28 protein-coding genes and 1 pseudogene are annotated in these 25927 nt (G+C 64.7%); 19 read left to right on the top strand and 10 right to left on the bottom strand.

The annotated features are described in order from the left end of the window. Positions 1-22: 22 nt before the first annotated feature. Together BST27_RS02560 and BST27_RS02555 are read left to right on the top strand one after the other, a co-directional pair. The gene (locus tag BST27_RS02560) at positions 23-520 is read left to right on the top strand and encodes a nuclear transport factor 2 family protein (RefSeq protein ID WP_069418198.1); all 498 of its coding nucleotides are present in this window, start codon (positions 23-25) and stop codon (positions 518-520) included. Then, positions 517-1623, top strand: coding sequence for an NAD-dependent epimerase/dehydratase family protein (locus tag BST27_RS02555; protein WP_069418084.1), 1107 nt, complete (start codon positions 517-519; stop codon positions 1621-1623). Before BST27_RS02560 ends, BST27_RS02555 begins: the two co-directional genes overlap by 4 nt. On the opposite strand, the pseudogene BST27_RS02550 reads toward BST27_RS02555, so the two are convergent. Then, a pseudogene (locus BST27_RS02550) lies at positions 1618-1845 on the bottom strand (nitroreductase family protein); the annotation flags it as partial. The gene BST27_RS02555 and the pseudogene BST27_RS02550 sit on opposite strands and share 6 nt — an antisense overlap. A gap of 181 nt (positions 1846-2026) precedes the next feature. Between BST27_RS02550 and BST27_RS02545 the strand changes: the two are divergent. The 7 genes from BST27_RS02545 (at position 2027) to BST27_RS02515 (ending at position 8408) form a co-directional block, all read left to right on the top strand. Continuing rightward, positions 2027-3169, top strand: a complete 1143-nt coding sequence (locus BST27_RS02545; RefSeq protein WP_069418086.1) for a phosphotransferase — start codon at positions 2027-2029, stop codon at positions 3167-3169. 121 nt (positions 3170-3290) lie between these two features. Beyond that, positions 3291-3671, top strand: a complete 381-nt coding sequence (locus tag BST27_RS02540; protein ID WP_069418087.1) for a carboxymuconolactone decarboxylase family protein — start codon at positions 3291-3293, stop codon at positions 3669-3671. A 26-nt stretch (positions 3672-3697) separates the two neighbouring features. Further along, positions 3698-4585, top strand: coding sequence for an NAD(P)-dependent oxidoreductase (locus tag BST27_RS02535; RefSeq protein WP_069418088.1), 888 nt, complete (start codon positions 3698-3700; stop codon positions 4583-4585). A gap of 256 nt (positions 4586-4841) precedes the next feature. After that, positions 4842-5933, top strand: a complete 1092-nt coding sequence (locus tag BST27_RS02530; RefSeq protein ID WP_069418089.1) for an amidohydrolase family protein — start codon at positions 4842-4844, stop codon at positions 5931-5933. 48 nt (positions 5934-5981) lie between these two features. Beyond that, entirely contained in the window at positions 5982-7127 is a 1146-nt protein-coding gene (locus tag BST27_RS02525; RefSeq protein ID WP_069418090.1) for an amidohydrolase family protein, read from the top strand. Position 7128: 1 nt separating this feature from the next. Then, complete coding sequence (locus BST27_RS02520; protein WP_069418091.1) at positions 7129-7521, top strand: Rieske (2Fe-2S) protein; 393 nt, start codon at positions 7129-7131, stop codon at positions 7519-7521. A 20-nt stretch (positions 7522-7541) separates the two neighbouring features. Beyond that, entirely contained in the window at positions 7542-8408 is an 867-nt protein-coding gene (locus BST27_RS02515) for an alpha/beta fold hydrolase (protein ID WP_069418199.1), read from the top strand. A gap of 15 nt (positions 8409-8423) precedes the next feature. Here BST27_RS02515 and BST27_RS02510 read toward each other — a convergent pair whose 3' ends face one another. Further along, positions 8424-8879: a hypothetical protein gene (locus BST27_RS02510; protein WP_069418092.1), complete on the bottom strand. Its 456-nt coding sequence runs from the start codon at positions 8877-8879 to the stop codon at positions 8424-8426. A gap of 36 nt (positions 8880-8915) precedes the next feature. On the opposite strand from BST27_RS02510, the gene BST27_RS02505 reads away from it, so the two are divergent. Beyond that, the gene (locus BST27_RS02505) at positions 8916-10217 is read left to right on the top strand and encodes an NADH-ubiquinone oxidoreductase-F iron-sulfur binding region domain-containing protein (protein ID WP_069418093.1); all 1302 of its coding nucleotides are present in this window, start codon (positions 8916-8918) and stop codon (positions 10215-10217) included. Then, positions 10214-10513, top strand: a complete 300-nt coding sequence (locus tag BST27_RS02500) for a ferredoxin (RefSeq protein WP_069418094.1) — start codon at positions 10214-10216, stop codon at positions 10511-10513. Before BST27_RS02505 ends, BST27_RS02500 begins: the two co-directional genes overlap by 4 nt. 13 nt (positions 10514-10526) lie before the next feature. Here BST27_RS02500 and BST27_RS34415 read toward each other — a convergent pair whose 3' ends face one another. Further along, a complete protein-coding gene (locus BST27_RS34415; RefSeq protein WP_139804978.1) occupies positions 10527-11654 on the bottom strand; it encodes an NHL repeat-containing protein in 1128 nt (375 codons plus the stop codon). Between the two features lie 187 nt (positions 11655-11841). Here BST27_RS34415 and BST27_RS02490 point away from each other — a divergent pair, with 187 nt between their 5' ends. The 5 genes from BST27_RS02490 (at position 11842) to BST27_RS02470 (ending at position 16711) form a co-directional block, all read left to right on the top strand. Continuing rightward, a complete protein-coding gene (locus tag BST27_RS02490) occupies positions 11842-13503 on the top strand; it encodes a thiolase C-terminal domain-containing protein (protein ID WP_069418096.1) in 1662 nt (553 codons plus the stop codon). Further along, positions 13500-14381: an alpha/beta hydrolase gene (locus tag BST27_RS02485; RefSeq protein WP_069418097.1), complete on the top strand. Its 882-nt coding sequence runs from the start codon at positions 13500-13502 to the stop codon at positions 14379-14381. The genes BST27_RS02490 and BST27_RS02485 overlap by 4 nt, the downstream gene beginning before the upstream one ends. After that, positions 14381-15187 (top strand): NAD(P)-dependent oxidoreductase, encoded by an 807-nt coding sequence (locus tag BST27_RS02480; protein ID WP_069418098.1) that lies wholly within the window; start codon positions 14381-14383, stop codon positions 15185-15187. The genes BST27_RS02485 and BST27_RS02480 overlap by 1 nt, the downstream gene beginning before the upstream one ends. 118 nt (positions 15188-15305) lie before the next feature. Then, positions 15306-16511, top strand: a complete 1206-nt coding sequence (locus BST27_RS02475; RefSeq protein WP_069418099.1) for a cytochrome P450 — start codon at positions 15306-15308, stop codon at positions 16509-16511. An 8-nt stretch (positions 16512-16519) separates the two neighbouring features. Continuing rightward, a complete protein-coding gene (locus BST27_RS02470; RefSeq protein ID WP_069418100.1) occupies positions 16520-16711 on the top strand; it encodes a ferredoxin in 192 nt (63 codons plus the stop codon). 81 nt (positions 16712-16792) lie between these two features. Here BST27_RS02470 and BST27_RS02465 read toward each other — a convergent pair whose 3' ends face one another. From BST27_RS02465 to BST27_RS02435, 7 genes are all read right to left on the bottom strand, one after another. After that, positions 16793-16981: a ferredoxin gene (locus BST27_RS02465; RefSeq protein ID WP_069418101.1), complete on the bottom strand. Its 189-nt coding sequence runs from the start codon at positions 16979-16981 to the stop codon at positions 16793-16795. After that, positions 16978-18261: a cytochrome P450 gene (locus BST27_RS02460; protein ID WP_069418102.1), complete on the bottom strand. Its 1284-nt coding sequence runs from the start codon at positions 18259-18261 to the stop codon at positions 16978-16980. Before BST27_RS02460 ends, BST27_RS02465 begins: the two co-directional genes overlap by 4 nt. Before the next feature lie 122 nt (positions 18262-18383). Next, positions 18384-18887, bottom strand: coding sequence for a hypothetical protein (locus tag BST27_RS02455; protein WP_069418103.1), 504 nt, complete (start codon positions 18885-18887; stop codon positions 18384-18386). Positions 18888-18895: 8 nt separating this feature from the next. Continuing rightward, positions 18896-19498: a TetR/AcrR family transcriptional regulator gene (locus BST27_RS02450; protein WP_069418104.1), complete on the bottom strand. Its 603-nt coding sequence runs from the start codon at positions 19496-19498 to the stop codon at positions 18896-18898. Between the two features lie 96 nt (positions 19499-19594). Beyond that, positions 19595-20743 carry a thiolase family protein gene (locus BST27_RS02445; protein WP_069418105.1) on the bottom strand — a complete coding sequence of 383 codons (1149 nt, stop codon included), beginning with the start codon at positions 20741-20743 and terminating at the stop codon, positions 19595-19597. Between the two features lie 87 nt (positions 20744-20830). Then, the gene (locus tag BST27_RS02440; protein ID WP_069418106.1) at positions 20831-21997 is read right to left on the bottom strand and encodes an acyl-CoA dehydrogenase family protein; all 1167 of its coding nucleotides are present in this window, start codon (positions 21995-21997) and stop codon (positions 20831-20833) included. 103 nt (positions 21998-22100) lie between these two features. Continuing rightward, a complete protein-coding gene (locus BST27_RS02435) occupies positions 22101-23399 on the bottom strand; it encodes an amidohydrolase family protein (RefSeq protein WP_069418107.1) in 1299 nt (432 codons plus the stop codon). A 348-nt stretch (positions 23400-23747) separates the two neighbouring features. Here BST27_RS02435 and BST27_RS02430 point away from each other — a divergent pair, with 348 nt between their 5' ends. The 3 genes from BST27_RS02430 to BST27_RS02420 are packed head-to-tail and all read left to right on the top strand — an operon-like array spanning position 23748 to position 25925. Then, entirely contained in the window at positions 23748-24302 is a 555-nt protein-coding gene (locus tag BST27_RS02430) for a carboxymuconolactone decarboxylase family protein (RefSeq protein ID WP_069418108.1), read from the top strand. Positions 24303-24325: 23 nt separating this feature from the next. Further along, the gene (locus tag BST27_RS02425; RefSeq protein ID WP_069418109.1) at positions 24326-25618 is read left to right on the top strand and encodes an aromatic ring-hydroxylating oxygenase subunit alpha; all 1293 of its coding nucleotides are present in this window, start codon (positions 24326-24328) and stop codon (positions 25616-25618) included. Next, entirely contained in the window at positions 25602-25925 is a 324-nt protein-coding gene (locus BST27_RS02420) for a hypothetical protein (protein ID WP_069418110.1), read from the top strand. The genes BST27_RS02425 and BST27_RS02420 overlap by 17 nt, the downstream gene beginning before the upstream one ends. The last annotated feature ends 2 nt before the right edge of the window (positions 25926-25927 follow it).

Raw genomic sequence — 25927 nt, 5'->3', positions numbered from 1 at the left:
GATCACGGTGGAAGGGACCACGTTGGACGCCGCAACCACCCTGGGTGAGATCGAAGCGATCAAACAGCTCAAGGCCCGATATTGCCGCTTCCTGGACACCAAACGATGGGATGAGTGGCGCGAACTGTTCACCGACGATTTCGTCAGCGACACCACGCCGTCGGGCGGCGAGCGCGTCGCCGGCGCCGAAGAGTTCGTCGCTTTCGTCCGCAACATATTCGGCAGGCCGTCGCGCCCGACGGTGCATCAGGTGCACGCGCCCGAAATCGAATTGACGTCGGCCACCACCGCGACCGGGGTGTGGGCGCTCGAGGATGTGGTCCGTCTGGCCCCGGGCGTCAACCTCAACGGGCGCGGTCATTACCACGAGACCTACGAGAAGATCGACGGCCAATGGCGGATCAAGTCCTCCACATTGACCCGCGTCCGTGAGGACGTGTTCAATCCGCTGTTCTCGGTACGCATCTCGCCCCGGCTGCGTGCCGCCGGTTCCGCGCTGGCCCGCAGGTTCGGCAAATGAACCGCCCCGAAACCATCGTTGTCACGGGCGCTTTCGGTCAACTCGGCAAGCGCTGCGCCGAAATCCTGCTGCGCCGCGGCCGCACCGTGATCGCGATGGACCTGGCCAACGACAAGACGGCCCCCGCCGTCGACGCCCTGACCACAGTCGCCGACCCCGGCAAGCTGATCGTCGAACACACCGACCTCACCGATGCCGACGCCGTCACCGCCGTCATCGATCGGCACCAGCCCGGCGCGATAGTCCATTTGGCGGCGGTCGTGGCGCCACTGTCGTATCGCAATCCGCGCCTTGCCCGCAGGGTCAACGTGGATGGCACCAGAAACCTCATTACCGCGGCCCAAGCCCTTAGCGCGCCACCACTGTTCGTGTTCGCTTCCAGCGCAGCGGTGTACGGCTCGCGCAACCCGCACCGACAACCCGAGCTCATCACCGCCGAAACGCCGGTCAACCCGATCGACCAATACGGCGAGGACAAGGCTCTGGCCGAGGCCGCCATCACCAAAAGCGGCCTCCCCCACGCGATCTTGCGTCTGGGGGCGATCGTCTCCCCGGATGGCGCCGCCAACTTCGACGGCGACCACCTGGTATTGGTGCGCTCCACCCCGGTGGACAACCGCATGCACGCGATCGACGCTCGGGATGCGTCCCTGGCCTTCGCCAACGCGGTAGACCGTCGCGACACCATCGACGGCAAGGTCCTGATGATCGCCGGCGACGAGAAATGCGCTCAGCTGATGAGCCAGTTGCAAGACGACATGATGGAAGCCGTCGGCCTCGGCCGGCTCGGTCCCTCGATCGGCTTTCCGGCAAATCCCGACGACGACCGCGGCTGGGGCTTCACCGGATGGTTCGACACCACCGAATCTCAAGCACTGCTTGAATTCCAGGAACACGATTGGTCCGAGACCGTGGCGTGGATCGCCGAGTCGGTGGGCCGGCTCCGCTTATTACTCAAGGCGCTCAGCCCCGCCCTCCGCCCGTTGGTACGGGCATACTTCGCCTTCCAGAACCGACGTGACCACCGCGGTCCGTACGCCGACCCGTGGACGATGATCGAGCAGAAATACGGACCGGAAGCGCTCGCGCCCAACGGATTATGAATTCGACCGAAGTGCCTGGTCGTTCGGAAACAATTGGTCGGCCGACTGGTCCCAGTGGTCCAGATTGACGACTTGCGCGACCGGACGACGACGGACGCGCCCGTGCTTGGCCTTGGGCCAACCGACCACGATGCGACCGGCCAACATCCAGTCCTCGGGCACTCCGACGGCAGCACGAAGCAGTTGTTCACCCCCGTAAGAAGCCCAACTGGTCATGCAGGCACGCCCCTGGCTCGGCTCATTCCTGGCACGCTAGCCGAGGGCATTGAGCAGCTCCGGGGATGCGTTCGCTTGCCGGAAACCAAGAACAGACCTGTGGTATCAAACAGCCAACATCGTATTATTGTCAGAATTGTCAATTAGGCGGCCTGGCCCGTCCTCAACACCTCGCAATCGGACAAGCATGAAAAACCCCGTGACACCAGCCATTTCGGCACTCGGGCTGGCCACTCACCTGGGCCGGGGAGCGAGCCGCATCGTCACCGACGCGGTCCTCGGCAGCCGCGTCGGCCTACCCCGGACGATCGACCAGGTCAACGCCGCCGTGCTGTCCAGGGTCATGGGCACCACCGTCCGGACCGTCCGCGTCCTCGGCAGCGACGCCGGGACCTCGTCCCGGGGACGACTCGTCCTGACCGGGAAAGAGGTTCCCGACTCCGTGTTCGTCAAGCTCACGGCAGCAACGGCCGCGACCCGCATGGTGGGTGAACTGGGCCGGCTCGGGCACACCGAAGTTCGCTTCTACCGCGAGCTCGCGCCGCAAATCTCCGGTGTCCCCGAATGCTACGGCGCGGTATTCGACAACTGGACCGGCCGCTACCTCCTGGTCCTCGAAGATCTGCCCGCTTCGTGCGAGTTCCCCGACACGCTGCACCCGCTGTCCATCGACCAGGCCAGCCTCGTCGTCGAATTGCTCGCCGAACTGCACGCCACCTTCTGGGACCGGTTGCCGCGCAACGGAAGCAGCCGGTTGGGTTGGCTTTACACGCCGTCCGGCGACGACACTTCGCTGTTGACCGGCACCTTGATGAAGGCGTCGCTCAAGCGCCTCAACGAGCGCAGCGAGGGCTCGGTCAACCTGGATTACGACCAGGGCCGCTTCATCGCCGACAACTACCGTGCGGTTGCCGCCGTCATCGACGCTCCCCCGCACACCGTCATGCACGGCGACGCCCACCCCGGCAACATCTACTTCCGGGACGGCCGGGCGGGACTGCTGGATTGGCAGGCGGTGCGGCGCGGACACGCGTCGCGGGAACTGGCCTACACGCTGATCACCAGCCTGACGCTCGAAGACCGACGGGCGGCCGAACGCGATCTGTTGGACCACTATCGCCGGGCGCTGGCCGCGTGTGATGGTCCGGACCTGGATCGGGACGAGCTGTGGCTGCGGTACCGCCAAAGCGCGCTGTACGCATATGTGGCTCCGCTGATCGTCGCGGGCATGGGCGGGATGCAAGCCGAGGACATCGTCATGGAGGGCTTGCGGCGCGGGGTCGATGCGCTCGACGACCTGGAAACGGTCGCCGCGCTCAAGAGCGCCTAGGCGCCTCGCGCACGCTGCTCGCCAGGCGCGCCGCGTGGAATGGTACGAGGTCCGGCAGCGTCATCCTCACCGCGTCGACCCTACGCTGCAATGCAGTGGACCTAGTCAGAGGAGTTGGGCGTTGGACAGCGAAACATATCAGCGGGGCCGCCAGATCCGTTCCGAAGTTCTGGGTAAGGACTACGTGGACAAGGCGATCGCCGAGGCCGACGAATTCACCGCGCCCTTGCAGGATCTGATCACCGAATATTGCTGGGGCGCGGTGTGGGGACGGGACGGCCTGACCCGCAAGACCCGCAGCATGCTGAATCTGGCCATGACGTCGGTGCTCAACCGCCCGCACGAACTTCGCACACACCTAAGGGCCGCCGTGACCAATGGTGTTACCCGCGAGGAAATCCGGGAGATCTTCCTGCAGGTCGCCATCTACGCCGGGGTGCCCGCCGCCGTTGACAGCTTCCGCACCGCGGGCGAGTTCTTCGCCGAGCTGGACGAGCATTAGGCGGATCGAAAGCGAGGCAGGTCACGATGGAACTGGGCTTTATCGGCTTGGGCAACATCGGTTTTCCGGTTGCGCGCCGGCTGATCGAGAGCGGCCATCACGTGGTCGCCTTCGACATCCGCGACGACGCGCTCGACCGGGTGGCCGCGCTCGGGGCAGTCCGAGCGACGTCACCCAAGCACGTCGCCGATCGTGCCGAAACCGTGCTGGCCAGTCTGCCGTCACCGGCCGCGTCTCTCGAGGTGGCGACCGGCGCCACGGGTGTGACCGAGGGCTCGCGGGTCAAGCGGTACGTCGACCTGTCGACAGTGGGTAGTCCAACCGCGGTGCGAATCCACGACCTCCTCGCCGAGCGCGCCATCGTCGCGCTGGACTGCCCGGTCAGCGGCGGTGTCCGCGGCGCCGAGAAAGGCGCTCTGACCCTGATGTTTTCCGGGCCGCGCAACGAATTCGACGCGGTGCGAAGCATCCTCGAGACGTTCGGTCGACCGTTCTACGTCGGCGCCAAGCCCGGATCCGCCCAGACCATGAAGCTCGCGAACAACATCCTGGCGGCGAACGTGTTGGCGGCAACGGCGGAGGTGCTGGTGATGGGCGTCAAGGCCGGTCTCGACCCTGAGGTCATGCTCGAGGTGCTCAATGCGGGTTCGGGCGGGACGAGCGCGAGCCGGGACAAGTTTCCGCGGGCGGTCCTGCCACGCACCTTCGACTACGGCTTCGCCACCGGGCTGATGGTCAAAGACGTGCGTCTCTATCTGGATGAAGCCAGAGCGCTCGGGGTGCCAATTGACGTCGCCGAGACGATCGGAAGGCTGTGGGAGGCCGTGGCGGACGACCAAGGCCCGGATTCGGACTTCACGACCGTGGTCAAGCCCTTGGAAAAGGCCGCCGGCGTCATCGTCGGTAGGTCATAGGTAGATCGCCGGCGCTCAGCGTGCGGGCAACCTCGCCGACAAACGCGAGACCTGTTGACGAATCGGAGAATGGTATTATACCTATTGAAGAACGACGCTTGCGCTTTATCTCCGAAAAATAGCCTCTACCAGGCCCGATTACTAACCGAATTGCTTACCAATGATCCGTTGATTGGCAGCCGACGAGAATGTTAGATTCCCTATCAACTGGCCCCTTGGGTTTCCCCGTGGCTACCAAAGCCGGAGGGCGGCTTTCGTGATCGAACATGCTGACGGAACACGCACGCCGCTCATTGACGCCAGCGTTCACATCTTCCATCCGTCCAACAAAGACCTGCGCAGCTTTCTGCGTGAGCCGTTCAAGAGCCGCGGTTTCCCCGACTACGAAATGGACTGGTACCAGGCACCCGGCGGGGAGTACCTGCCGAGCGCCGTCGGGCCGAACCGCGAATATCCCGGTTCAAGTGTGGAAATCGTTGCCGAAGAACTCTTTTCGAAGCGTGGCGTCGACGTAGCGGTCCTGCATCCCATGGGACGCGGCATCATGCCCGACCGTCACCTCGGCAGCGCCCTGCACGCCGCCCACAACGAAATGCTGGTGTCACGCTGGCTCGAGTCCGACGAATTCGGCGACCGGTTCCGCGGCACCATCCGCGTCAATCCCGACGACATCGCCGGCGCGCTGCGCGAGCTGGCAAAGTGGCGCGACCACCCCCGCGTGGTGCAGATCGGCGTCCCACTGCAGTCCCGCGAGTTGTACGGGAAGCCGCAGTTCTGGCCCCTGTGGGAGGCCGCCGCCGAAGCGAACTTACCGGTGGCCGTACACATCGAGGTCGGCTCGGGCATCGCTTATCCGCCAACCCCGTCCGGCAACACCCGAACCTACGAGCAGTACGTCAGCTTCATGGCGCTGAACTACATCTACCACCTGATGAACATGATCGCCGAGGGCGTGTTCGAACGGTTTCCGACGGTGAAGTTCGTCTGGGCGGACGGTGCTGCGGACTTCCTGACACCCTTCATCTGGCGGATGGACACGTTCGGCCGACCACACCTCGAACAGACGCCATGGGCGCCGCGGATCCCGAGTGACTACCTACCCGGCCACACGTATTTCGTCCAGGGCAGCCTCGACGGCCCGGGCGACGCTGACTACGCGGGGGAATGGATGAGCTTCACCGGCAAGGACGACATGGTGATGTTCGGCTCCAGCTACCCGCACTGGCAGTGCGCCGACGTCCGCAAGCTACCGCCGGCGCTGTCCAGCGAGCAGCGCGAAAAGCTCTGCTGGCGCAATGCGGCCAACCTCTACGGGATCGACATCGCCGCCGACCTGGCTAGATCGTAGGGGCGGTCGCAGAATGAGTAGTGAACAAGGGAGACGAGGGAGTCCAGGATGACGCTGACCCATATGCACGAGCGTGTCCCCGCCGCCGAGCGCATCGCCGTCCGGTGCGTCGACTCCGATGTCCACCCGGTGCCCAAGCGCGGAGAAATCACCCAGTACATCCCGGAGCCGTGGCGCAGCAAGTACTTCCTCGCCCGCAGCGTGGGTGATCAGATCTACTACGACGCACCGGATTACGCGCACGCCTATGCAATGCGCGTCGACACCTTTCCGCCCGACAACGAATTCCCGGGCAGCGACCCGGACATGGCGTTTCGCCAGTTGATCATGGAGGCCGGCGCGGACATTGCGATCCTGGAACCCGCCGCCTATCCGGCGCGCATCCCGGAGGCCCAGCACGCGATGTCGGTCGCACTGAACGACTGGCAGGCCAACCACTGGCTCGACAGCCACAACAATTGGCACCAGCGGTGGCGCGGATCGATCTGTCTTGCCATCGAAGACCCCGAAGCGTCGGTCCGCGAAATCGAACGCTGGGCCGGCCACCCCTACATGGCACAGATCTTGATCAAGGCCGAGCCGCGGCCGTCCTGGGGGAACCCGAAGTACGACCCGATCTGGGCGGCGGCCACCAAGCACGACATCACGGTGAGCTGCCACCTGTCCCGCAGCCACTTCGAAGAGCTACCGACCCCTCCGGTGGGCTTCCCCAGCTACAACCACGACTTCATGGTCACCTACTCGCTGCTGGCGGCCAACCAGGTGATGAGCCTGATCTTCGACGGCGTCTTCGACCGGTTCCCGACGTTGCGCATCGTCTTCGTCGAGCACGCGTTCACCTGGATCCTGCCGCTGATGTGGCGCATGGACGCGATCTACGAGGCCCGCAAGTCGCGGCTGGACATCAAGCGAAAGCCTTCGGAGTACGTCAAGAGCAACATCAAGTTCACCACCCAACCGCTGGACTACCCCGAGGACAAGACCGAGCTGACTCGCGCGCTGGAATGGATGGAGTGCGACAAGATCCTGTTGTTCTCCTCGGACTACCCGCACTGGACGTTCGACGACCCGCGCTGGTTGGTCAAGCATCTGCCGAAAGCGGCCCGGGACGCGGTCATGTTCAAGAACGGCATCGCGACATATCACCTCCCGGAGACGGTTCCGGTGCTCGAGGGTCAAGTTCGGGTCCACTGAGTTGGAAGAACAAGTCAAACGGCCCCGCCTCGCCCAGGGCCGCGAGCACGTTGTCGCAACGGTCGACGAGATCCCGCCCGGTACCCACAAATTGGTGCCGATAGGGCGGCACGGCGTGGGCGTCTACAACGTCAACGGCAACTTCTACGCAATCGCGAATTACTGCCCACACCAAGGTGGTCCGTTGTGTTCCGGACGAACGCGGGGGCTCACCGCCGTCGACGAGACCGCCCCCGGGGATGCAGTGATGGTGCGCGATCTGGAATACATCTATTGCCCCTGGCATCAATGGGGTTTCGAGTTGGCGACGGGCACCACCGCGGTCAAGCCGGAGTGGAGCATTCGTACCTATCCGGTGCGCGTCGTCGGCAATGACGTATTGGTGACGGCGTGACGACGCAACAGGAGAATCGCGTGTCCTCACTTGAGGTGAACGGCGGCCGGGTTGTCTACGAAATCCTCGGCGAGACTGGTGATCTCATCGCACTCACGCCCGGCGGCCGGTTCAGCAAGGACATCGACGGCCTGCGCCCCCTGGCCGAAGCCCTCAAGAACGGCGGCTACCGCGTGCTGCTGTGGGACCGACCCAACTGCGGCGCCTCGGACGTGCAGTTCTACGGGCAGAGCGAATCACACATGCGCGCCGAAACTTTGCACAAACTGGTCACGGGACTGGGATTCGATCGGTGCATCCTGGCCGGAGGATCCGGCGGGGCAAGGGATTCCATGCTGACCACGATGCTCTACCCAGAACTGGTCACCAAATTGGTCGTGTGGAACATCGTCGGCGGCATCTACGGCACCTTCGTGTTGGGCTCGTACTACATCATCCCGAGCATTCTTGCGGTGCGCGGCACCGGAATGGACGGCGTGATCAAGCTGCAGGAGTGGCGCGAGCGCATCGCGCAGAATCCCGCCAACGAGAAGCGCTTCCTCGACTTCGACAAGGACGAGTTCCTCAAGGTGATGCTGCGTTGGCTCAACGCCTTCGTGTCCAAGCCGGGGCAGACGATTCCCGGCGTCGACGACGAAATGTTCGACCGAATCAAAGTGCCCACGTTGATCATTCGTGGTGGGGAAAACGACCTGGATCACCCCAAGCGGACGTCACTGGAAGTCAGTTGCCTGATCAAGGGATCCAAGCTCATCGACCCGCCCTGGCCCGAGGACGCCTGGGAGCGAGCATCCGAAGAACGCGCGTCGGGCAAGGTCAAGCACTTCAACATGTTCGACACCTGGGTGCTGGCGGCACCGGCGATCCTGGAATTCCTGGACTCGTAAGGGCCGGCAATGATCTCACCGCGTGCGAATGTGGACCTCGCAGTTCAGCGACGCCTCCAGCGCCGTGTGGATACGGCTTTCCGGAACCCGCTCGAGGTCTTCTTCACGCAGGGTCACATAGACGATGTCGTAGCCGTCGTCCCCCGGCTCGCGAACGATCTCTCCGCTGAGTCCGAACCCGGCCAGCACGCCGTGCGCGTCGTCATCGGTGCCGCGGCTGACGAAGGTGACGACGCCTGCCACCGGGGAAGTGTTGAAAGCGTTGGCGCACAGTTCGATCGCCGTCTTTTTTGCCGACTCGACGTCGTCGCCGGTGACGAGCAACTCGACGTCTCGGCTCACGTCCCTGCGAGCCAGGTCGACGCCGGCCTCGCTGACCAGCCTGAGGAGGACCGCCATGCCTTCGCGTAGTTGCTCGGCTGCGAGCACACGGCCGGGGTCGACGTTGACCCGCACCACCGCCGTCCGCATGCGGGCTAGCCTAGTCACCGTGGAAACCGGCAAGCCATGAACACCACCGAAGCCGCTGTCAAGACGGCCGCCTGGCCGGGTTGTCCGCCCCGACTGCTGAGGGAAGGCCCCGGCCCAGAGGACCTGGCGGAGTACCGCGAGCAGGGCGGGTATCTTGCGCTGACCGATACCGAAAAGCTGCTGAAGGAAGTCGAATCCGCCGGATTGGTCGGCCGAGGCGGTGCCGCGTTCCCGCTGGGAGTGAAGCTGCGCGCGGTGCGGGACAACGGGCGGGTCGCGGGCGGTTCGGTGGTCGTCGCGAACGGCGAAGAGGGAGAACCGGCTTCGATCAAAGACCGCTGGCTGCTGCGCAACCGACCCCATTTGGTGCTGGACGGACTGCGCTTGGCCGCGGCGATCGTGGCCGCCGATCGCGCCTACGTCTACGTGTCCGACCCGGATGCGGCCCACCGCGTCGAAGCCGCCCTCAACGAACTGGACTCGGACACCCTTGGCGGTGTCGGCATCGAATTGCGGTCCGTGCAGCCGGGTTACGTGGCCGGCGAGGAAACCGCTGCTGTCCGCGCCATAAACGGCGGGCCGGCGAAACCGACCGACAAGCCGCCGCGCCCTTTCGAAGTGGGCGTCAACGGGCGCCCGACGCTGGTGAGCAACGTCGAAACCCTCGCCAACGTGCCGTACCTACAACGCCACGGCGCGGCGGCGTTTCGAGCCCAGGGAACGGTGACGTCGCCGGGAACCTTTCTGGCCACCATCACCGGGGCCAACCGGTCCCCGGTCCTGTATGAACTACCGCACGGCCTGCGGTTCACCGAACTGCTGGCATTGCACGGTGTTTCGGCTGAACAGGTGCGCGGCGTGTTGATGGGCGGCTACTTCGCCGGGCTGCTCAATCGGGTGGTGCTGGATGTGTCCCTAGACCACGAGACGATGCGAGGGCTGGGCAGCGGACTGGGCTGCGGCGCAATCTCACTCATCACCGACGACTGCCCGGTCGCGGTCGCAGCCTCGGTGCTGGCTTACTTCGACCGCGAAAATGCGGGGCAGTGCGGATCGTGCTTCAACGGAACGGCGGCCATGGCAGCCGTCGGCGGAGCGCTGCGGGATTTCGCGGCGACGTCCGACGATCTGGCGCGGCTGCGCCGATGGTCGGTGGTGTTGCGCGGGCGCGGCGCGTGCGCAACCTTGGACGCCGCCACCAATGTCGCGGCGACGCTGCTCGACCAGTTCCCCGACGAGGTGGCCCGTCACCTGGAAGGCACCTGTCAGGACTGCGCCGGTGGCGCATTCCGCGCCGAACGTCCCTACCAGGCAACCGAGGCGGTGAGCGACTCATGAAAATCCGCCTGGACCGCACCGTGTGCGACGGATTCGGGTTGTGCGCCAAGCATGCGCCCAACTACTTTTCGCTCGACGACTGGGGCTACGCCTCCCTGATCGGGGATGGCACCGTCGCAGCAGCGGACCACGATGCGGTGATGCGGGCGTTGTTGGACTGCCCGGTGCACGCCATCACCGAATTCGGTGACCGCCAACCCACTGTCGCGCACCCGCCCGGCCCCGCCGCCGATGAAGACCCCGTCGAGCACCTCAAAATCGAAGCGAACGAAGCACAGTGGGGCTTTACCCGCTAATCCGGGAGAGCTTTCAACCGATCTGTATCTTGAGCACCTCGCCCTCGCTGAGGGCGTAGAGGTAGCGGTCGTTGCTGTCTATCACCAAGTCGGTCACTTCCTTCCCGGCCGCGTAGAACACCGTCTGCCGCGATGAGCCCGCGGCCAGGTTGACGATTCGGTGATTGTTCCGGTCGGCGACGTAGACGTTGCCGTTGCGGTCCACGGCCACACCCGTCGGGCAATTGAGGCCGGTGAACGGCAGCACAGTCGGGGTGTTTGAAGCTGCCGCCAGCTTCAGCACCCGGTTGGCGGAGAAGTCGACAACGTAAAGCGCGCCAGTGGGATCCAGCGCCAGAGCCTGAGGCATTTTGAGGTTCTGGAACGGCAGCGCGGTTGCCGCGCCGGCGCCCGCGGCCAGCTTCAACACCCGGCGGCCGTAACTGTCGGAGACAAAGACGTTGCCGCCGTGATCGACCTTCACGTCGGTCGGGCCCTTGAGGCCGGTGAAGGGCAGCTCGGTGGGTTTGGACGAGCCGGCCTTGAGTTTCAACACCCGATTCTGGACGTAGTCGACCACGTAGACGGCGCCCTTGTCGTCCACGGCGATGCCGCTGGGTTGTTCGAGGCCTCTGAACGGCAGCGGCGTCGGGTTGGACGATCCGGCCACCAACTCCGTGATTTGACCGTCGCTGTCAGCGATGAAAACGGCGCCCGCGTTATCCACCGCGATTGCCGACCCGACCTCAAGCTTGGGCAGCGGCAGCGCGGCTGGGGGCGCCAACGGCGCCGACGGCGGCCCCGACGAGGTGGGTGCGGACGACCGCGAACTCGCCCGCGTACTTGGGACATTCGAGCCACCGCCGGATGTGGCGACAGCCAAAACCACGACGAGGACCACCACGAGGACGACAGCGGCCGCGACGCCGGCGAAAAGTGCGATCTTCGCGTTTCGCGACAGTCCCGGCTGCGGGGGCGGCGGCGGCCCGAAGTGTCCCGGTTGCGGGTATGGCACCGGACCGTAAGGCGACCACTGCGGCGGCGGCTGGCTGGCGTACGGCTGCGGGGGCGGCGGTGTTGGTGGCGGCGCACCGAACATCGGCGGGCCCGGGGGTGGCAAAGGCGTGTTCGGGTGGTGACCGAACGGCGTCCCCTCTTCCAACGACCCTCCCCGTTTGTTCGCCGTGGACCCACCCTAAGGAAAACGGCAAGCCGTCGCCACGCAACTCGGCAAATGACGAGCGGCCGCAGGCCCACCGCGGCGCTGCCTGGTACCCGCCGCTGGACGGGTGATAACGTAATTCTCAGTTTCGCATAACGGTCCTACCACCCCAGCCCGCGGAGGTGACGTGTCGGCGAACCCCGGACGCCCGCTGCCCCTTATCACCGACCAGAACGAATTCTTTTGGACTTCGGGAGCCGACGGCACGCTCAGGTTTCAGGAATGCCGGGCTTGCGCGTCGCTGATCCATCCGCCCGCCCCGGTGTGCCGCTACTGCCGATCCCGGGACATCGGCGTACGAGCGGTGTCGGGGAGGGCGACCCTGTCCGGGTTCACCGTGAACCACCGGTTCAGCTTGCCCGCGCTGCCGGCGCCTTACGTCGTCGCGCAGGTGGCGATCGTCGAGGATCCCCGAATTCGGCTGACCACCAACATCGTCGACAGCGATCCCGAAGGACTGGAAATCGGCCAACCACTGGAGGTCGTCTTCGAGCAGGTGGAAGATGTCTGGCTACCGCTGTTTCGGCCAGCGGCGGACGAGACGCCCGGCCCGTTGCCGGTCGACGAGATCGCCCCGGAGCGCTTCCACGAGTACGTCCGCCCCATGCTCACCACGGAGAAGTTCGAGGACAAGGTCGCGCTGACCGGTATCGGCATGTCACCGATAGGTCGCCGATTGATGGTGCCGCCACTGTCCTTGACGGTCCAGGCTTGCGAAGCCGCCGTCGCCGATGCCGGGTTGAAGTTCGACGACATCGACGGCCTGTCCACGTACCCCGGAGGCGGCAACCTCGGCGGGTTCGGCGAGGGCGGGGTGACCGCGCTGGAGGCGGCGTTGGGTATCCGGCCGGCGTGGCACAACGGCGGCATGGAGACCTTCGGCCCCGGCGGCTCGGTGATCGCCGCGATGCTCGCGGTCGCCGCCGGCCTGGCCCGTCATGTGCTGTGCTTCCGAACCCTGTGGGAAGCCACCTTCAACGAGCTGATGAAGCAGGGCAAACTCACCCCACCTTTCGGTGGCGGCCGCACCGACAGCTGGCAATACCCGTTCGGCGCCACCTCGGCCGCACACACCCTGGCGATCAACGCCCAGCGGCACTTTCACCGTTACGGCACAACGAAAGAGACGCTTGGTTGGATCGCGCTGAACCAACGTGCCAATGCCGAACTCAACCCGACCGCGGTCTACCAGTCACCGCTGACGATGGACGACTACGTCAACGCCCGGCCGATCACCACGCCGTTCGGCCTCTACGACTGCGACGTTCCGTGCGACGGAGCCATCGCCGTGATCGTCTCGGCCGTCGACGCCGCACGCGATCTCGCCAAACCGCCCGTGCTGGTGGAGGCGGTCGGGACGCAGATCATCGAACGCATCGACTGGGACCAGAGCACGCTGACCCACGAGCCCCAGGTGCTGGGCCAGGCCGCGCATGTGTGGACTCGCACCTCGCTGCGGCCCGCCGACGTCGATGTCGCGGAGCTCTACGACGGCTTCACCATGAATTGCCTGTCCTGGATCGAGGCGCTCGGGTTCTGCGGTATCGGTGAGGCCAAGGACTTTCTGGACGGCGGCAAGAACATTGCCCGTGACGGCCTGCTGCCGCTCAATACCCACGGCGGGCAGCTGTCGCACGGCCGCACCCACGGCATGGGCCTGGTACACGAGGCCGTCACTCAGCTGCGCGGGGAGGCGGGCGCACGCCAGGTCCCCGGCGCCCGCGTGGGCGTGGTCAGCAGCGGCGGGTTGACCCCCAGCGGCGTGATCCTGCTGCGGGCCGACGCATGAGCAATCCCCGCCCGCGGGTCGTCATCGTCGACAGCGTTCCGATGTCCGGCGTCATCGCCGCGGCCGAAAACCCGAAAGCGGTCGTCGTAGCCATCCATGGCGGCGGCACCACCGCCGTCTACTTCGACTGCCCCGGGCATCCCGAATTGTCTTTGCTGCGAATGGGTCCCACCCTGGGGTTCACCGTGATCGCGCTCGACCGACCGGGCCACGGCAGCTCGGCGCCCTACCCGGAGGCCGTGCAAACGCCGCAGCAACGCGTCGATCTCGCCTATGGCGCCGTCGACCGCATTCTGGGTCAGCAGCCACGCGGTGCGGGGTTGTTCTTGCTGGGCCATTCGGGCGGTTGCGAACTCGCGACGCGGATGGCGGCCGACCAGACGCGCGGGCCCGCCCTGTTGGGGCTGGAACTCGGTGGCACCGGGCGGCGCTATCACGATGCCGCCAAGGAAATCATGAAAGCGGCCGCGATCAAGGAGCGTCCGCCCGGTACGCGCGAGTTGCTGTGGGAGCCGATGCGCCTCTACCCGCCCGACATTCTGCGCGGCATCACCAACTCGGCGGCGTCACCGCCCTACGAACGGGATGTGGCACTGAACTGGCCGCACCGCTACTTCCCTGAACTGGCGGCGTCGGTGCGGGTTCCGGTGCGATTCACCCTGGGTGAGCACGACCGGGTGTACCGCAGCGACGACGAAAATCTGGCCGAAATCGCCGAAATGTTCACGCAGTCCCCACTTTTCACCGCCAACACGCAGCCTGATGCCGGGCATAACCTCAGTCTCGGCCGCAACGCCGCGGACTACCACCGCAAGGTATTCGCGTTCGTAGACCAATGCGTGGCCCGTTCGGCGGGTGACGCGGCGGAGGCCGGTTGATGCGCGTCGGATTTGTCGGCTTAGGCAGCCAGGGCGCCCCAATGGCGCGGCGGATCATTGACGCCGGTTTCCCGACCACGCTGTGGGCCCGTAGGTCCGCAACCCTCGAGCCATTCGCCGACACCCCGGCGCGGGCCGCAGCGTCACCGGCTGACCTCGCCGCCGCCAGCGATCTGGTTTGCGTCTGCGTGGTCAACGACTCCGACGTCCAGGAGATCGGTGACAGGGTGCTGGCCGACCTGGCACCCGGCGGCATCATCGCGGTGCACAGCACCGTACACCCACAAACCTGTCGCGAATTGGCCGAGAGGGCCGCGGTACAGGGTGTTTCGGTCATCGACGCTCCGGTCAGCGGCGGTGGTCCGGCCGCGGCAAAAGGGCGCCTGCTGGTGATGGCCGGCGGCGACGCCGACGTTGTGCAACGCTGCCGCCCCGTCTTCGAGTCCTACGCCAATGCGGTGGTTCACCTCGGCGAGCTGGGTTCCGGGCAGACCGCCAAGCTGCTGAACAACCTGTTGTTCACCGCCAATCTGGGCACCGCGGCCACCGCACTTTCGCTGGCCAGGGACTTGGGCGTCGCACCCGAGCGGCTCACCGAGGTCTTTGCCCGTAGCAGCGGTAACAGCTTTGCGCTCAACACCATTGGCGGCACCGGCAATCTGGACCGGATGGCCGGACTCGCCGGCGGGCTGCTGCAGAAGGACGTCCGACTCATCGCCGACCTGGCCGACGCGGCCGCCGCCCGCGCGGGAGTCGTGCTCGATGCGGCCGATGCCGCGCTGACGCTCATGGAGTATCCGCGATGAACAGCGGCGCGACCATCGGATCATTTGCGGTGCACCCCGACACCGCTACCGTTAGCCTTACAGTCAGTGATTCAGCTCTAAGTAATCCGGCTCCCAACTCAACGTCGAGGAGGTTGCAGTGACGACAGCCAAGGTCGTCTTCGACCCGTTTTCCGAGGACTTCTTCAACGGGGCATGGGACACGTACAAGCGGATGCAGGAAGAGGCACCGGTCTATTACAGCGAGGAGTACGACTTCTACGCGCTGACCCGGCACGCGGACGTCGCTGCGGGACTGAAGAACTTCGAGCTGTTCTCGTCCGCGTATGGCATCGATTTGTCGATGGTGCGCACCGGTAAGCCTCCGGAGCAGAAGTCGATCATCTTCATGGATCCGCCCGACCACCGGCACATGCGCAGCCTGCTCAACAAGGTCTTCACTCCGCGCGCCATTCAAGCCCAGCGCGAGATGGTGGCCGAAAAGATCGACAAGTACCTCAGCAAGGCCGATCCCGACCGATTCGATGTGGTGCAGGACTTCTCCGGCCCGTTCCCCGTCGAGGTGATCACGACGATGCTGGGCGTCCCCGTGGAGCATGCCCAGCGAGTGCGGTACCTCATCGACGAGTCGCTGCACCGCGAGCCCGGGCAGGTCGAGGTCGGCGAGCGCGGCATGCAGGCCAACATCGAGACCTGGATGCTGTATTACGAGATCCTGCAGCAGCGCCGCGCCGAACCGCGCGACGACCTGTTCACCAAGTTGATCAACGCCGAGATCGAGCGTGAAGACGGCCAGATGACCAAGCTGGACGACATTGAAATCGCCGGCTTTGCAACGCTGTTGGGCGGCGCCGGTGCCGAGACCGTCACCAAGCTGATCGGCAACGCACCGGTGGTGTTCGCGCGGTTCCCCGACCAGTGGCAGAAGCTGCTGGAAGACCGCAGCAAGATTCCCGCGGCCGTCGAAGAGTTGCTCAGATACGAGGCCCCTTCCCAGTACCAGGTTCGGTGCTCGACGAGAGAGGTCGAACTGCATGGCGTGACGATTCCGGCCATGAAACCGGTGTTCCTGATCAATGGCGCGGCCAACCGGGACCCCGCTGCCTGGACGAATCCCGACGAATTCGACATCGACCGCGACCGACACGAGGCCCTGAATCTGAGCTTCGGCTACGGCATCCACAGCTGCCTCGGCGCGGCGCTGGCGCGCATAGAAAGCGCGATCGCCTTGGAGAAGCTGCTGGACTTCATGCCGCGTTACGAGGTGGACTGGGAGAACTGCAACCGCGTGCAGATGCAGAACGTGGCAGGCTGGAAGAACGTACCCGTCAAAGTTATTCGGTAGGTATTGCGATGAAAATTGAAGTCGATTGGGACCTCTGCGAAAGCAACGGGGTGTGCATGGGCATCATCCCCGAAGTCTTCCTCCTCGACGACCAAGACATGCTGCACGTGCTTCAGCCCGAGGTCACCCCGGAGAACGAGGAACTCGTGCGCGATGCCGTGCGGCAATGCCCCCGGCAGGCCATCTCCATTCAGGAGTAGAACCCTTCCGCGAGCAGCCGTAAAGTTTGCCTAAACTGTTGTGTTTTAAGCGATTTTGCGTCTGCTCAGCACCGGGGAGGGTCAGGTCTCCTTGATGGCTTGCTCCGGACAGCTCGCGATGGCCTCGCGGGTGGCCTCTTCCAATTCCGTTGGCACGACGGAAGTCATCGCCTCAGCGTAGCCGTCGTCGGTCAGACTGAAGACCTCCGGACACAGCGTCAGGCACATGCCGTGCCCGCGACATACCCCGTCGTCAACCCAAACCTTCATGCCGGCGTGAACTCCAGGTGCAGTTCGGTGAGCCCGCGCAGGATGTAGGTCGGAACATATTGGTAGCGGCGGTCATTGGCCGGTCCGTGGACCGTCTCATCGATCCTGATGTCGGTAGTCCGGTCGAGTAGCCGTTCGAGCGCCACCCTGGTTTCGGCGCGCGCCAACGGGGCGCCAGGGCAACTGTGGATGCCCCGCCCGAACGCGATGTGCTGACGGGCGTTCTTGCGGCCCGGGTCGAACGTGGCGGGTTCTTCGAACCGCCGCGGATCCCGGTTGGCCGCGGCCTGCACCACCATCACGGTGGTGCCGGCCGGCAGGTCGACACCGCCAACGTTGACGGGCACCCGGTTCATCCGGAAGTCGCCCTTGACCGGGCTCTCGATGCGCAGCGCCTCCTCAATGAAGTTGGGGATCAGGCTGCGGTCCCTGCGCAGCTGCGCTTGAATCTCGGGACGCTCGCCCAAGATCTGCAGGGAGGCGCCGAGCAGCCGCACCGTGGTCTCCTGGCCCGCGGAGAAGACATTGCTGGCCACCCGGGCCACGTCTTCGACGTCGGGAATCGAGCCGTCGGGATAGGTGGCGGTCGCCAGGCCGGTCAACACGTCGTCGCGCGGCGCACTCCGACGGTCCCGGACATAGTCGGAAAACAGACCGTAAAGGAACGCCAGCGGGCTGTGCGCCAGCGCTTTGTCGCCGGTACCGCCGATACCGCCGCCCGAGTGCTCACGGATGCCGTTGACGAACTTGTCGCGGTCCTCCAAAGGCACGCCCAGCAGGTCGGCGATGACCAGCAGCGTGAACGGCCCCGCGAAACCCTTGATCCACTCGCCCTTTCCCGGCGCCAGGAATTCGTCCAGCACTTGATCTGCGAGCGCCCACATGGCGTCCTCGTTCTCCTTGAGGCGCTTGGGCGTGATCAACCGCATCAGCAGGGACCGGTGGTTGGTGTGGGTCGGCGGGTCCAGGGTGGGCAGCTGATCGCTGAACGGCAACTCGTCGCGGTGCTGCTCGATCAGTTCGGTGATGTCCGAGTCGCCCAACCCCTCGAGCGATACCGGAAAGCCCGGGAATGGCCCGGTCACCGAAATGCATGAAGACCAAGTTTGGGCATCGTTCAGCACCGCGCAGGCCTCATCCCAGCCGGTGATCATGGTGACGCCGTGATGGTTTTCCTTCGCCACCGGACACTGCTGGCGCAACGCCTCGTAGTAGGGATACGGGTCCTGGACGAGCCGACTATCGCGGAAGAAGTTCATTTCGGCGTAGTCGTTCACCATCTAGAGCTCCATTCGAATCTCATCTGATGAGAATCAGCCTCTCATGGTTGAGTATCAGATTTCCACACGGCCTATGCGTCGTCAACGTCGGGCGCGGCGCCCGGTCACGGAAGCCCTGCCGCCTAGGCGGGCACCAGGTCAGCGGCGACCGACGGGTGGGCCATCAGCCCGCTGCGGAAGGTTTCGATCGCCCCTACCGAGGTCTCCGCGGCCGCGGCGGCGGCCAGCGCCCGAGCCTTGAATATCTGCGCCGCCATGCTCAACCGGTGTTGGACCAAGCCGACGCTGTCATCGAGTTCGACCGGCCACCGCTGCCCCCACAGCGTGACCTCGGTGACGCCGTGGTCGAGCGCCTGCAACACCCCGTTCCGCACCCGTGGATCGGAGCCGAGCAAGTCCGCCGCGGCCGCCAACGCCTGCGGCTTGGGACGGGTCCCCACCGAGGCCAGCGCGACCTCCAAGTCGAGCGTCCGGGCGCCGAGGATGTGCAGCGGGCGGTCGTCCGGATGATCGGTGAGCAGCACCGTGACATCCCAACCCGCCATCGCGCGGTCGAAGAGCCAGCCGCCGGCAAACGCGACCACGTCGACCACGCTGGACGCGACGACGTCGAGGCGGTATCGCATGTCCTGCGCTACTTGTTCTGAGGCGAGAAGTCGCGCGCCAGCGCCTCCGCGTATTCCTTGAACACCTCGGTCAGCGGGATCGAAGGATCGAGCAACCATGTCATTTCCATTCCGTGGATGAAGGCGAGGATTTCCACCGCCTTGACGTCGGGATCTATGTCGTTGCGAAAACGGCCGGCGGCCTGACCACGGCGGATGCCGTCGGCAACGATCTGGGCCGCGTCACGCTGCCGAGCGACCAAGCGGTCGTGCAGCGGAGCGTCCGGGGCGATGTTCTCCACCAGCAACACGGTGAACGTGCCCACCAGGTCGGGGGCTCGGTTGAAGCGGTCGGCAACCTGGGCGATCTCGCCGATCAGATCGCCGCCCCGGTCGGCGTGCGTCTCGTCGTCGAGGTCGCGCGCGTCCAGCACGGCGTGCAGCAACTGCTCCTTGGACTCGAAATGATGCAAGAGGCCCGCCGGGGAGACGCCGGCTTCGCGAGCGATCTGCGCCAGCGTCGTACTGCGCCAGCCGTTGCGCGACAACAACCGTTGGGCGACCTGAAGGATCCGCTGTTTGCGGTCCTCGCCCTTGGCGAGAAGTGTGTCGTACGGCCGTGCGTCGGGCACCGCACTCCTAGGGGCTGGGCGGGCGGCTGTCAAACCTACTGAACACACAGTAGGTTGGTTTGCCGACGTCCACAAGAGGGCCGCGCATACCTCGTCTTAAGACATCAGCTCGACCAGCGTGGCGTTGGCAGTGCCCCCGCCCTCACACATCGTCTGCAGGCCGTAACGAATCCCGTTGTCGCGCATGTGATGCACCATGCGCGTCATGAGCACAGCACCCGAAGCGCCCAACGGGTGGCCTAGCGCGATCGCGCCGCCCAACGGGTTGAGCAGACTCGGGTCGGCACCGGTTTCGGCCAGCCACGCCAGCGGCACCGGCGCGAACGCCTCGTTCACCTCGAAGACGCCGACCTCGCCGAGCTGAACTCCGGACTTGCGCAACACCTTTTCGGTGGCCGGAATGGGGCCGGTGAGCATGAGCACGGGATCGGCGCCGGTGACCGCGCCCGCCCGGTACCGCACGATCGGCGTCAAACCCAGCTCCAGCGCCATCTCTGGCGTGGTGACCAACAGAGCGGCGGCGCCGTCGGAAATCTGGGACGAGTTTCCCGCATGGATGACCCCGTCCTCGACGAACGCGGGCTTCAACGCGGCCAGCTTCTCCACCGTGGTCCCGCGACGGACGCCCTCGTCGGCGTCGACGACCGTAACATCGTCGGGAAATACCGGGACCATCTGAACGGTGAAGGCGCCGCTGTCCTGAGCCGCGGCCGCACGCTCGTGGGACAACGCGGAGTACTCGTCAAGCTGAGTGCGGGAAAGTCCCCACTTCTTGGCGATCATCTCGGCCGACAGACCCTGGTTGAACGAAAAATCCTCATAGCGGGCAAGGACTTTCGGGCCGTACGGCATCCCGGTAGCCCTGGCCGAACCAAGCGGAACGCGGCTCATGACTTCAACGCCGCCGGCCACCACGACATCCTGCTGGCCGGACATCACCGCCTGTGCCGCGAAGTCAAGGGCCTGCTGGCTGGACCCGCACGCTCGGTTGACGGTGGTGCCCGGGATGTTTTCCGGCCAACCCGCGGCGAGGACCGCAAACCGCGCGATGTTGCTCGACTGGTCGCCCACCTGCGACACGCAGCCCCAGATCACGTCGTCGATCAACTCCACGCCGATGTTCGCGCGGTCCAGCAGTTCGTTGAGGACGACGGCGGACAGGTCGGCGGCGTGCATCCCGGACAGTCCGCCGTTGCGCTTCCCCACCGGGGTGCGGACGGCCTCTACGATGACTGCTTCACGCATTGATCTGCTCCGATCGATGGTTCATATGCCCCGCCGAGCGTGGCCGTCGCTACACGTTCGACGCACGTCCGGCGACTAACAAACTACCTAGTAGCTGCGCGGCAGTTTCAACACGTGCGAGCCCAGGAAATTGAGGATCATCTCCTGGCTGACCGGCGCGATCTTCATCAACCGCGCCTCGCGGAAGTACCGGGTGACGTGATACTCCTCGGCATAGCCCATGCCGCCGTGGGTCTGCAACGCCCGGTCCGCCGCGGTGAATCCGGCGTCGGCACACAGGTACTTCGCCGTATTGGCTTCGCGCCCACAGGGTTTGCCGTTGTCGTAGAGCCAGGTGGCCTTGCGCAGCATCAGTTCGGCGGCGTCCAGGCGGGCCAACGAGTCGGCGAGCGGGAACTGCAGGCCCTGATTCATGCCGATGGGACGACCGAACACCTCGCGTTCGTTGCCGTATTTCACGGCCTTTTCCAGCGCGACCCTGCCGATGCCCAGGGCCTCGGCCGCGATCAGCATCCGCTCCGGATTCAGGCCGTCGAGAATGTAGTGAAATCCCTTGCCTTCCTCGCCGATTCGGTCTTCGACGGGAACCTCCAGGTTGTCGATGAACAACTCGTTGGAGCTGACGGCGTTGCGGCCCATCTTGCGGATCGGACGGATGTCGACCCGGCTGCGGTCGAGATCGGTGAGGAACAGCGTCATCCCGTCGGTCTTCTTGGTGACCTCGTCGTAGGACTTGGTCCGGGTGAGCAACAGGATCTTGTCGGACTCCAAGGCCTTTGAGATCCACACCTTGCGGCCGTTGACGATGTAGCGGTCACCATCACGCTTGGCGAACGTGGTGATGCGCGACGTATCCAGCCCGGCGCCGGGTTCGGTCACCCCGAAACAGACGTGCACGTCGCCGCGCGCGACGGGTGGCAGCGTGCGCGCCTTGAGCTCCTCGGAACCGTGCACCACCACCGGTTGCATGCCGAAGATCGACAGGTGAATCGCGCTGGCGGCGTTCATCGCGCCACCGGATTTGGCCACCTCCTCGAGGAGGATGGTGGCCTCGGTGATGCCGAGCCCATGGCCGCCGTATTCGGTCGGGATGGTCATCCCGAGCCAACCGCCGTCGGCGATGGCGCGGTAGAACTCGGTGGGGAATTCGTGCGCCTGGTCTTTTTCCATCCAGTAGTGGTCGTCGAACTTCGACGCCAACTCGGCCACGGACCGTCGGATCAGCTCCTGATCCTCGGTCAGCTCAAATTCCATCCCGCCTCGCACTTTCTCTTAGCGCGAGCAGACGCAAACTCGTATGATCGCGGGCCGATTGATACGAGTTTGCGTCTGCTCGCCGGATGCCGCTGGGGGGCCCTCAGTCCTGATTGCCGGTGATCTGTTTCGCAGTGGCGGCAAACTCCGCGAACGACGAACCCTCTCGCGTCTCCTTGTGGTGACTCAGCGACCGAATGGACACGTCGTGTCCCTCGGCGGCCTTACGCAACCCGCCGACGGTCGCCTGTTCCGGGGTGATGTGCGTGAACGGGTCGAAGGAGTACCAGCGCATCGCGTTCTGGTGGGTGATCTTGTTGATCTCGTCGTCGGGCACATTGTTGATCGACAGCACATCCCACAGCTCTTCGGGAGCGCCGGGCCACATTGAGTCGCTGTGCGGGTAGTCCGCCTCCCAGCAGATGTTGTCGATGCCGATCATGTTGCGCAACGACACCCCAACCTTGTCGCTGATGAAGCAGGTCAGGAAATGGTCGCGGAACACGTCCGACGGCAACTTGTCGCCGAAGTTCTGCTTCGTCCAGGTCGAGTGCATCTCGTAGGTCCGGTCGGCGCGCTCCAAGAAGTAGGGAATCCAGCCCGTCCCGCCCTCGGAGAGCGCGATCTTGAGGTCCGGGTACTCCTTGATGGGCCGCGACCACAGCAGGTCCGCGGCGGCCTGCACGATGTTCATCGGCTGCAGCGTGATCATCACGTCCATCGGCGCGTCGGGGGCGGTGATGGCCAGCCGTCCCGAGGACCCGATGTGTATGTTCATCACGGTGTTGGTGTCGCACAACGCTTCCCACAGCGGGTTCCAGTGCTCGCTGTGGAAGCTGGGATAGCCCATCGCGGCGGGGTTTTCGGTGAAGCTCAGCGCGTGCACGCCCTTCTTCGCGACCCGACGTACCTCGGCGGCGCACAACTCGGCGTCCCAGATCACCGGGATCGCCATCGGAATGAACCGCGCCGGGTACGCGCCGCACCATTCCTCGATGTGCCAGTCGTTGTAGGCCTGCACCAAAGCCAGCGAGAAGTCGGGATCCTCGGTGGCGAACAGGCGACCGGCGAAGCCCGGGAAGGACGGGAAGCAGATCGAGGCGAGAATGCCGCCGGCATTCATGTCCTTGATCCGCTCGTCGACGTTGTAGCAGCCCGGCCGAATCTCATCCAGACCGGTGGGCTCGATCCCGTATTCCTCCTTGGGCCGGCCGGCGACGGCGTTGAGCGCCACGTTGGGTATCACCGTGTCGCGGAACTTCCACATGTCCGAACCGTCGGCGTTGTGCACCAGCCGCGGCGCGTCGTCGATGTACTTCTTGGACAGATGGTTCTTGAACATGTTCGGCGGCTCGACCGTGTGGTCGTCGACGCTGATGAGGATCATGTCCTCTTTGTTCATGACCGTCCCCTCTCCTGTTGAATCCGTCGAGAGTCCGTCGGGCGCGCGGCACCCGCGCGAGTTTTGACGAGCCGCCGCATCCGCATAGCTCTCTACTGTTGAAAACTATCTTCTCGCCAAGTGAGAATCAACATCCAGAACCCGCGTTGATACCTCCCCGCCCGCGTCGAATGGCCAACGACTAGGCAAATCGCCCGGCACCGCGCCGGAAAACTAATTCTTGTTCCGCGACGCCGCGGCTCGCTGCCCGCGGACGCACTCGTCAGGATTGACCGGACAGGTGTTTCGTGCAAGTCTATTGGTTAGAAATGAGAATGTGATTCTCTATTCTGAGAGGATGCTCCCGGGATGCGCCTGCCGCCGCTGCCTGCCGACCAGTGGGACGAGGCTGTCCAAAAGTCACTCGCCGGCATGTTGCCCCCCGAACGTCGCAACCCGAGGGGCGCCGGCAACGCGTTGTCGACATTCGCCCATCACCCAGCGCTCGCCAAGGCATTCCTCGGCTTCAACGTGCACCTGTTCAACTCCACGTTGCCGGCCCGGATTCGCGAACTCGCCGTGTTGCGGGTCGCCCACCGGCGCCAGTGCGCCTACGAGTGGACGCATCACGCGAACATAGCCAAACGATTGGGCGTCACCGACGACGAAATCGAGGCCGTACGGCACCCCGAGGAGTGGGGCCGCCGCTTGGACGATTTCGAGCGCGCCGTGATCACCGGGGTAGATGAACTCGACGAAAAGTCCGAGCTGTCCGACCAGACCTGGGCCGCACTCGGCGCCCGCCTGGACCACCGCCAACTCATGGACTACGTCTTCACAGTCGGTTGCTACACCACGCTGGCCATGGCCTTCAACACATTTGGCGTCGAGGTCGAGCGAGACGGCATCGACCACGGGGCATAGACACAGGAGAGTAGGTAATTACATTGGCTCACTTCCCGAAGCCAGCCGCCGGAAGCTGGACCGAGAACTACCCCGAGCTGGGCACCGCGCCGGTCGACTACACCGACTCGATCGACCCGGCTTTCTTCGAGGCCGAGCGCGAGGCGATCTTCAAGCGAACGTGGCTCAACGTCGGCCGGATAAACCGCTTGCCGCGCACCGGCAGCTACTTCACCAAAGAGCTGCCGTCGGCGGGCAAAGGCATGTCGGTGATCGTCGTCAAGACCAAGGACGGCTCGATCAAGGCGTACCACAACCTCTGCCGTCACCGCGGAAACAAGTTGGTGTGGAACGACTTTCCACATGAGGAAACGTCAGGCACCTGCCGGCAGTTCACCTGCAAATACCACGCCTGGCGGTACAGCCTGGACGGTGATCTCACCTTCATCCAGCAAGAGGATGAGTTCTTCAACGTCGACAAGGCCGACTACGGCCTGATACCGGTGCGGTGCGAAGTCTGGGAAGGCTTCATTTTCATCAACTTTGACCAGAACGCCGAGCCGCTGATCGACTACCTCGGCCCGATGGGTAAGGGCATCGAGGGCTATCCCTTCGACGCCATGACCGAAACCTATTCCTACCGGGCCGAAGTCGGCAGCAACTGGAAGTTGTTCATCGACGCCTTCGCCGAGTTCTACCACGCGCCCGTGCTCCACCAAGGCCAGTACACCAAGGAAGAAGCCGCCAAGATCATGAAGTACGGCTTCGAGGCGCTGCACTACGAATTGGCCAGTCCACACGGCATGATCTCCACCTGGGGCGGCCAGGCGCCACCCGCGGACATGAGCATGGTCAAGCCGATGGACCAGGTGCTGCGCTCGGGATTGTTCGGACCTTGGGACAAGCCCGAAGTCATCGCCAACCTGGATCAGTTGCCGCCTGGTGTCAACCCCAAGAAGGTCAAGCAGTGGGGCATCGACTCCTGGCACTTCTACCCGAACTTCATGCTGTTGATCTGGGAACCTGGCTGGTTCCTGACCTATCACTACTGGCCCACCGCCGTGGACAAGCACATCTTCGAGTGCACGCTGTACTTCGTTCCGCCGCGCAACGCGCGGGAGCGACTGGCCCAGGAATTGGCCGCGGTGACGTTCAAGGAATACGCACTGCAGGACGCCAACACCCTGGAGGCCACCCAGACCATGATCGGCACCAAGGTGGTCAGCGATTTCCCGCTGTGCGACCAGGAAATCCTGCTGCGCCACCTGCACAAGGTGACCGACGAATACGTGACCGGCTGGAAGAAGGAGGTTGCCAACCGTGGCGTTACCGTCTGAATTCGCCGCGCTGGAGCCATTTTTGGATTGGGACCTGGCCACCGAGCCCGAGCGCTATGCCAAGCGGCTGGCCTCCACCATGAGCGAGATGCAGGAGTTCTACGACGTCGCGTTCCCGCTCCTGAACGATGTCATCGCCTACTGCGACCAGTACCCGCTCGACGACCTGCCTGAGGATGCACGCACACTGATGCACGTGATGCAATCGCTGGTGATGGTGTCGTTTCCGGTCGAGGCGTGGAAGCAACCGCGAGTCCCTGACAGCGGCGCGGCTTGGGTGGAGTGCATTCGGGAGCCGGTGATCTAACC

The sequence above is a fragment of the Mycobacterium intermedium genome, from assembly GCF_002086275.1.
GTDB classification, from domain to species: domain Bacteria; phylum Actinomycetota; class Actinomycetes; order Mycobacteriales; family Mycobacteriaceae; genus Mycobacterium; species Mycobacterium intermedium.
This window is presented reverse-complemented; position numbering and strand designations above follow the sequence as displayed.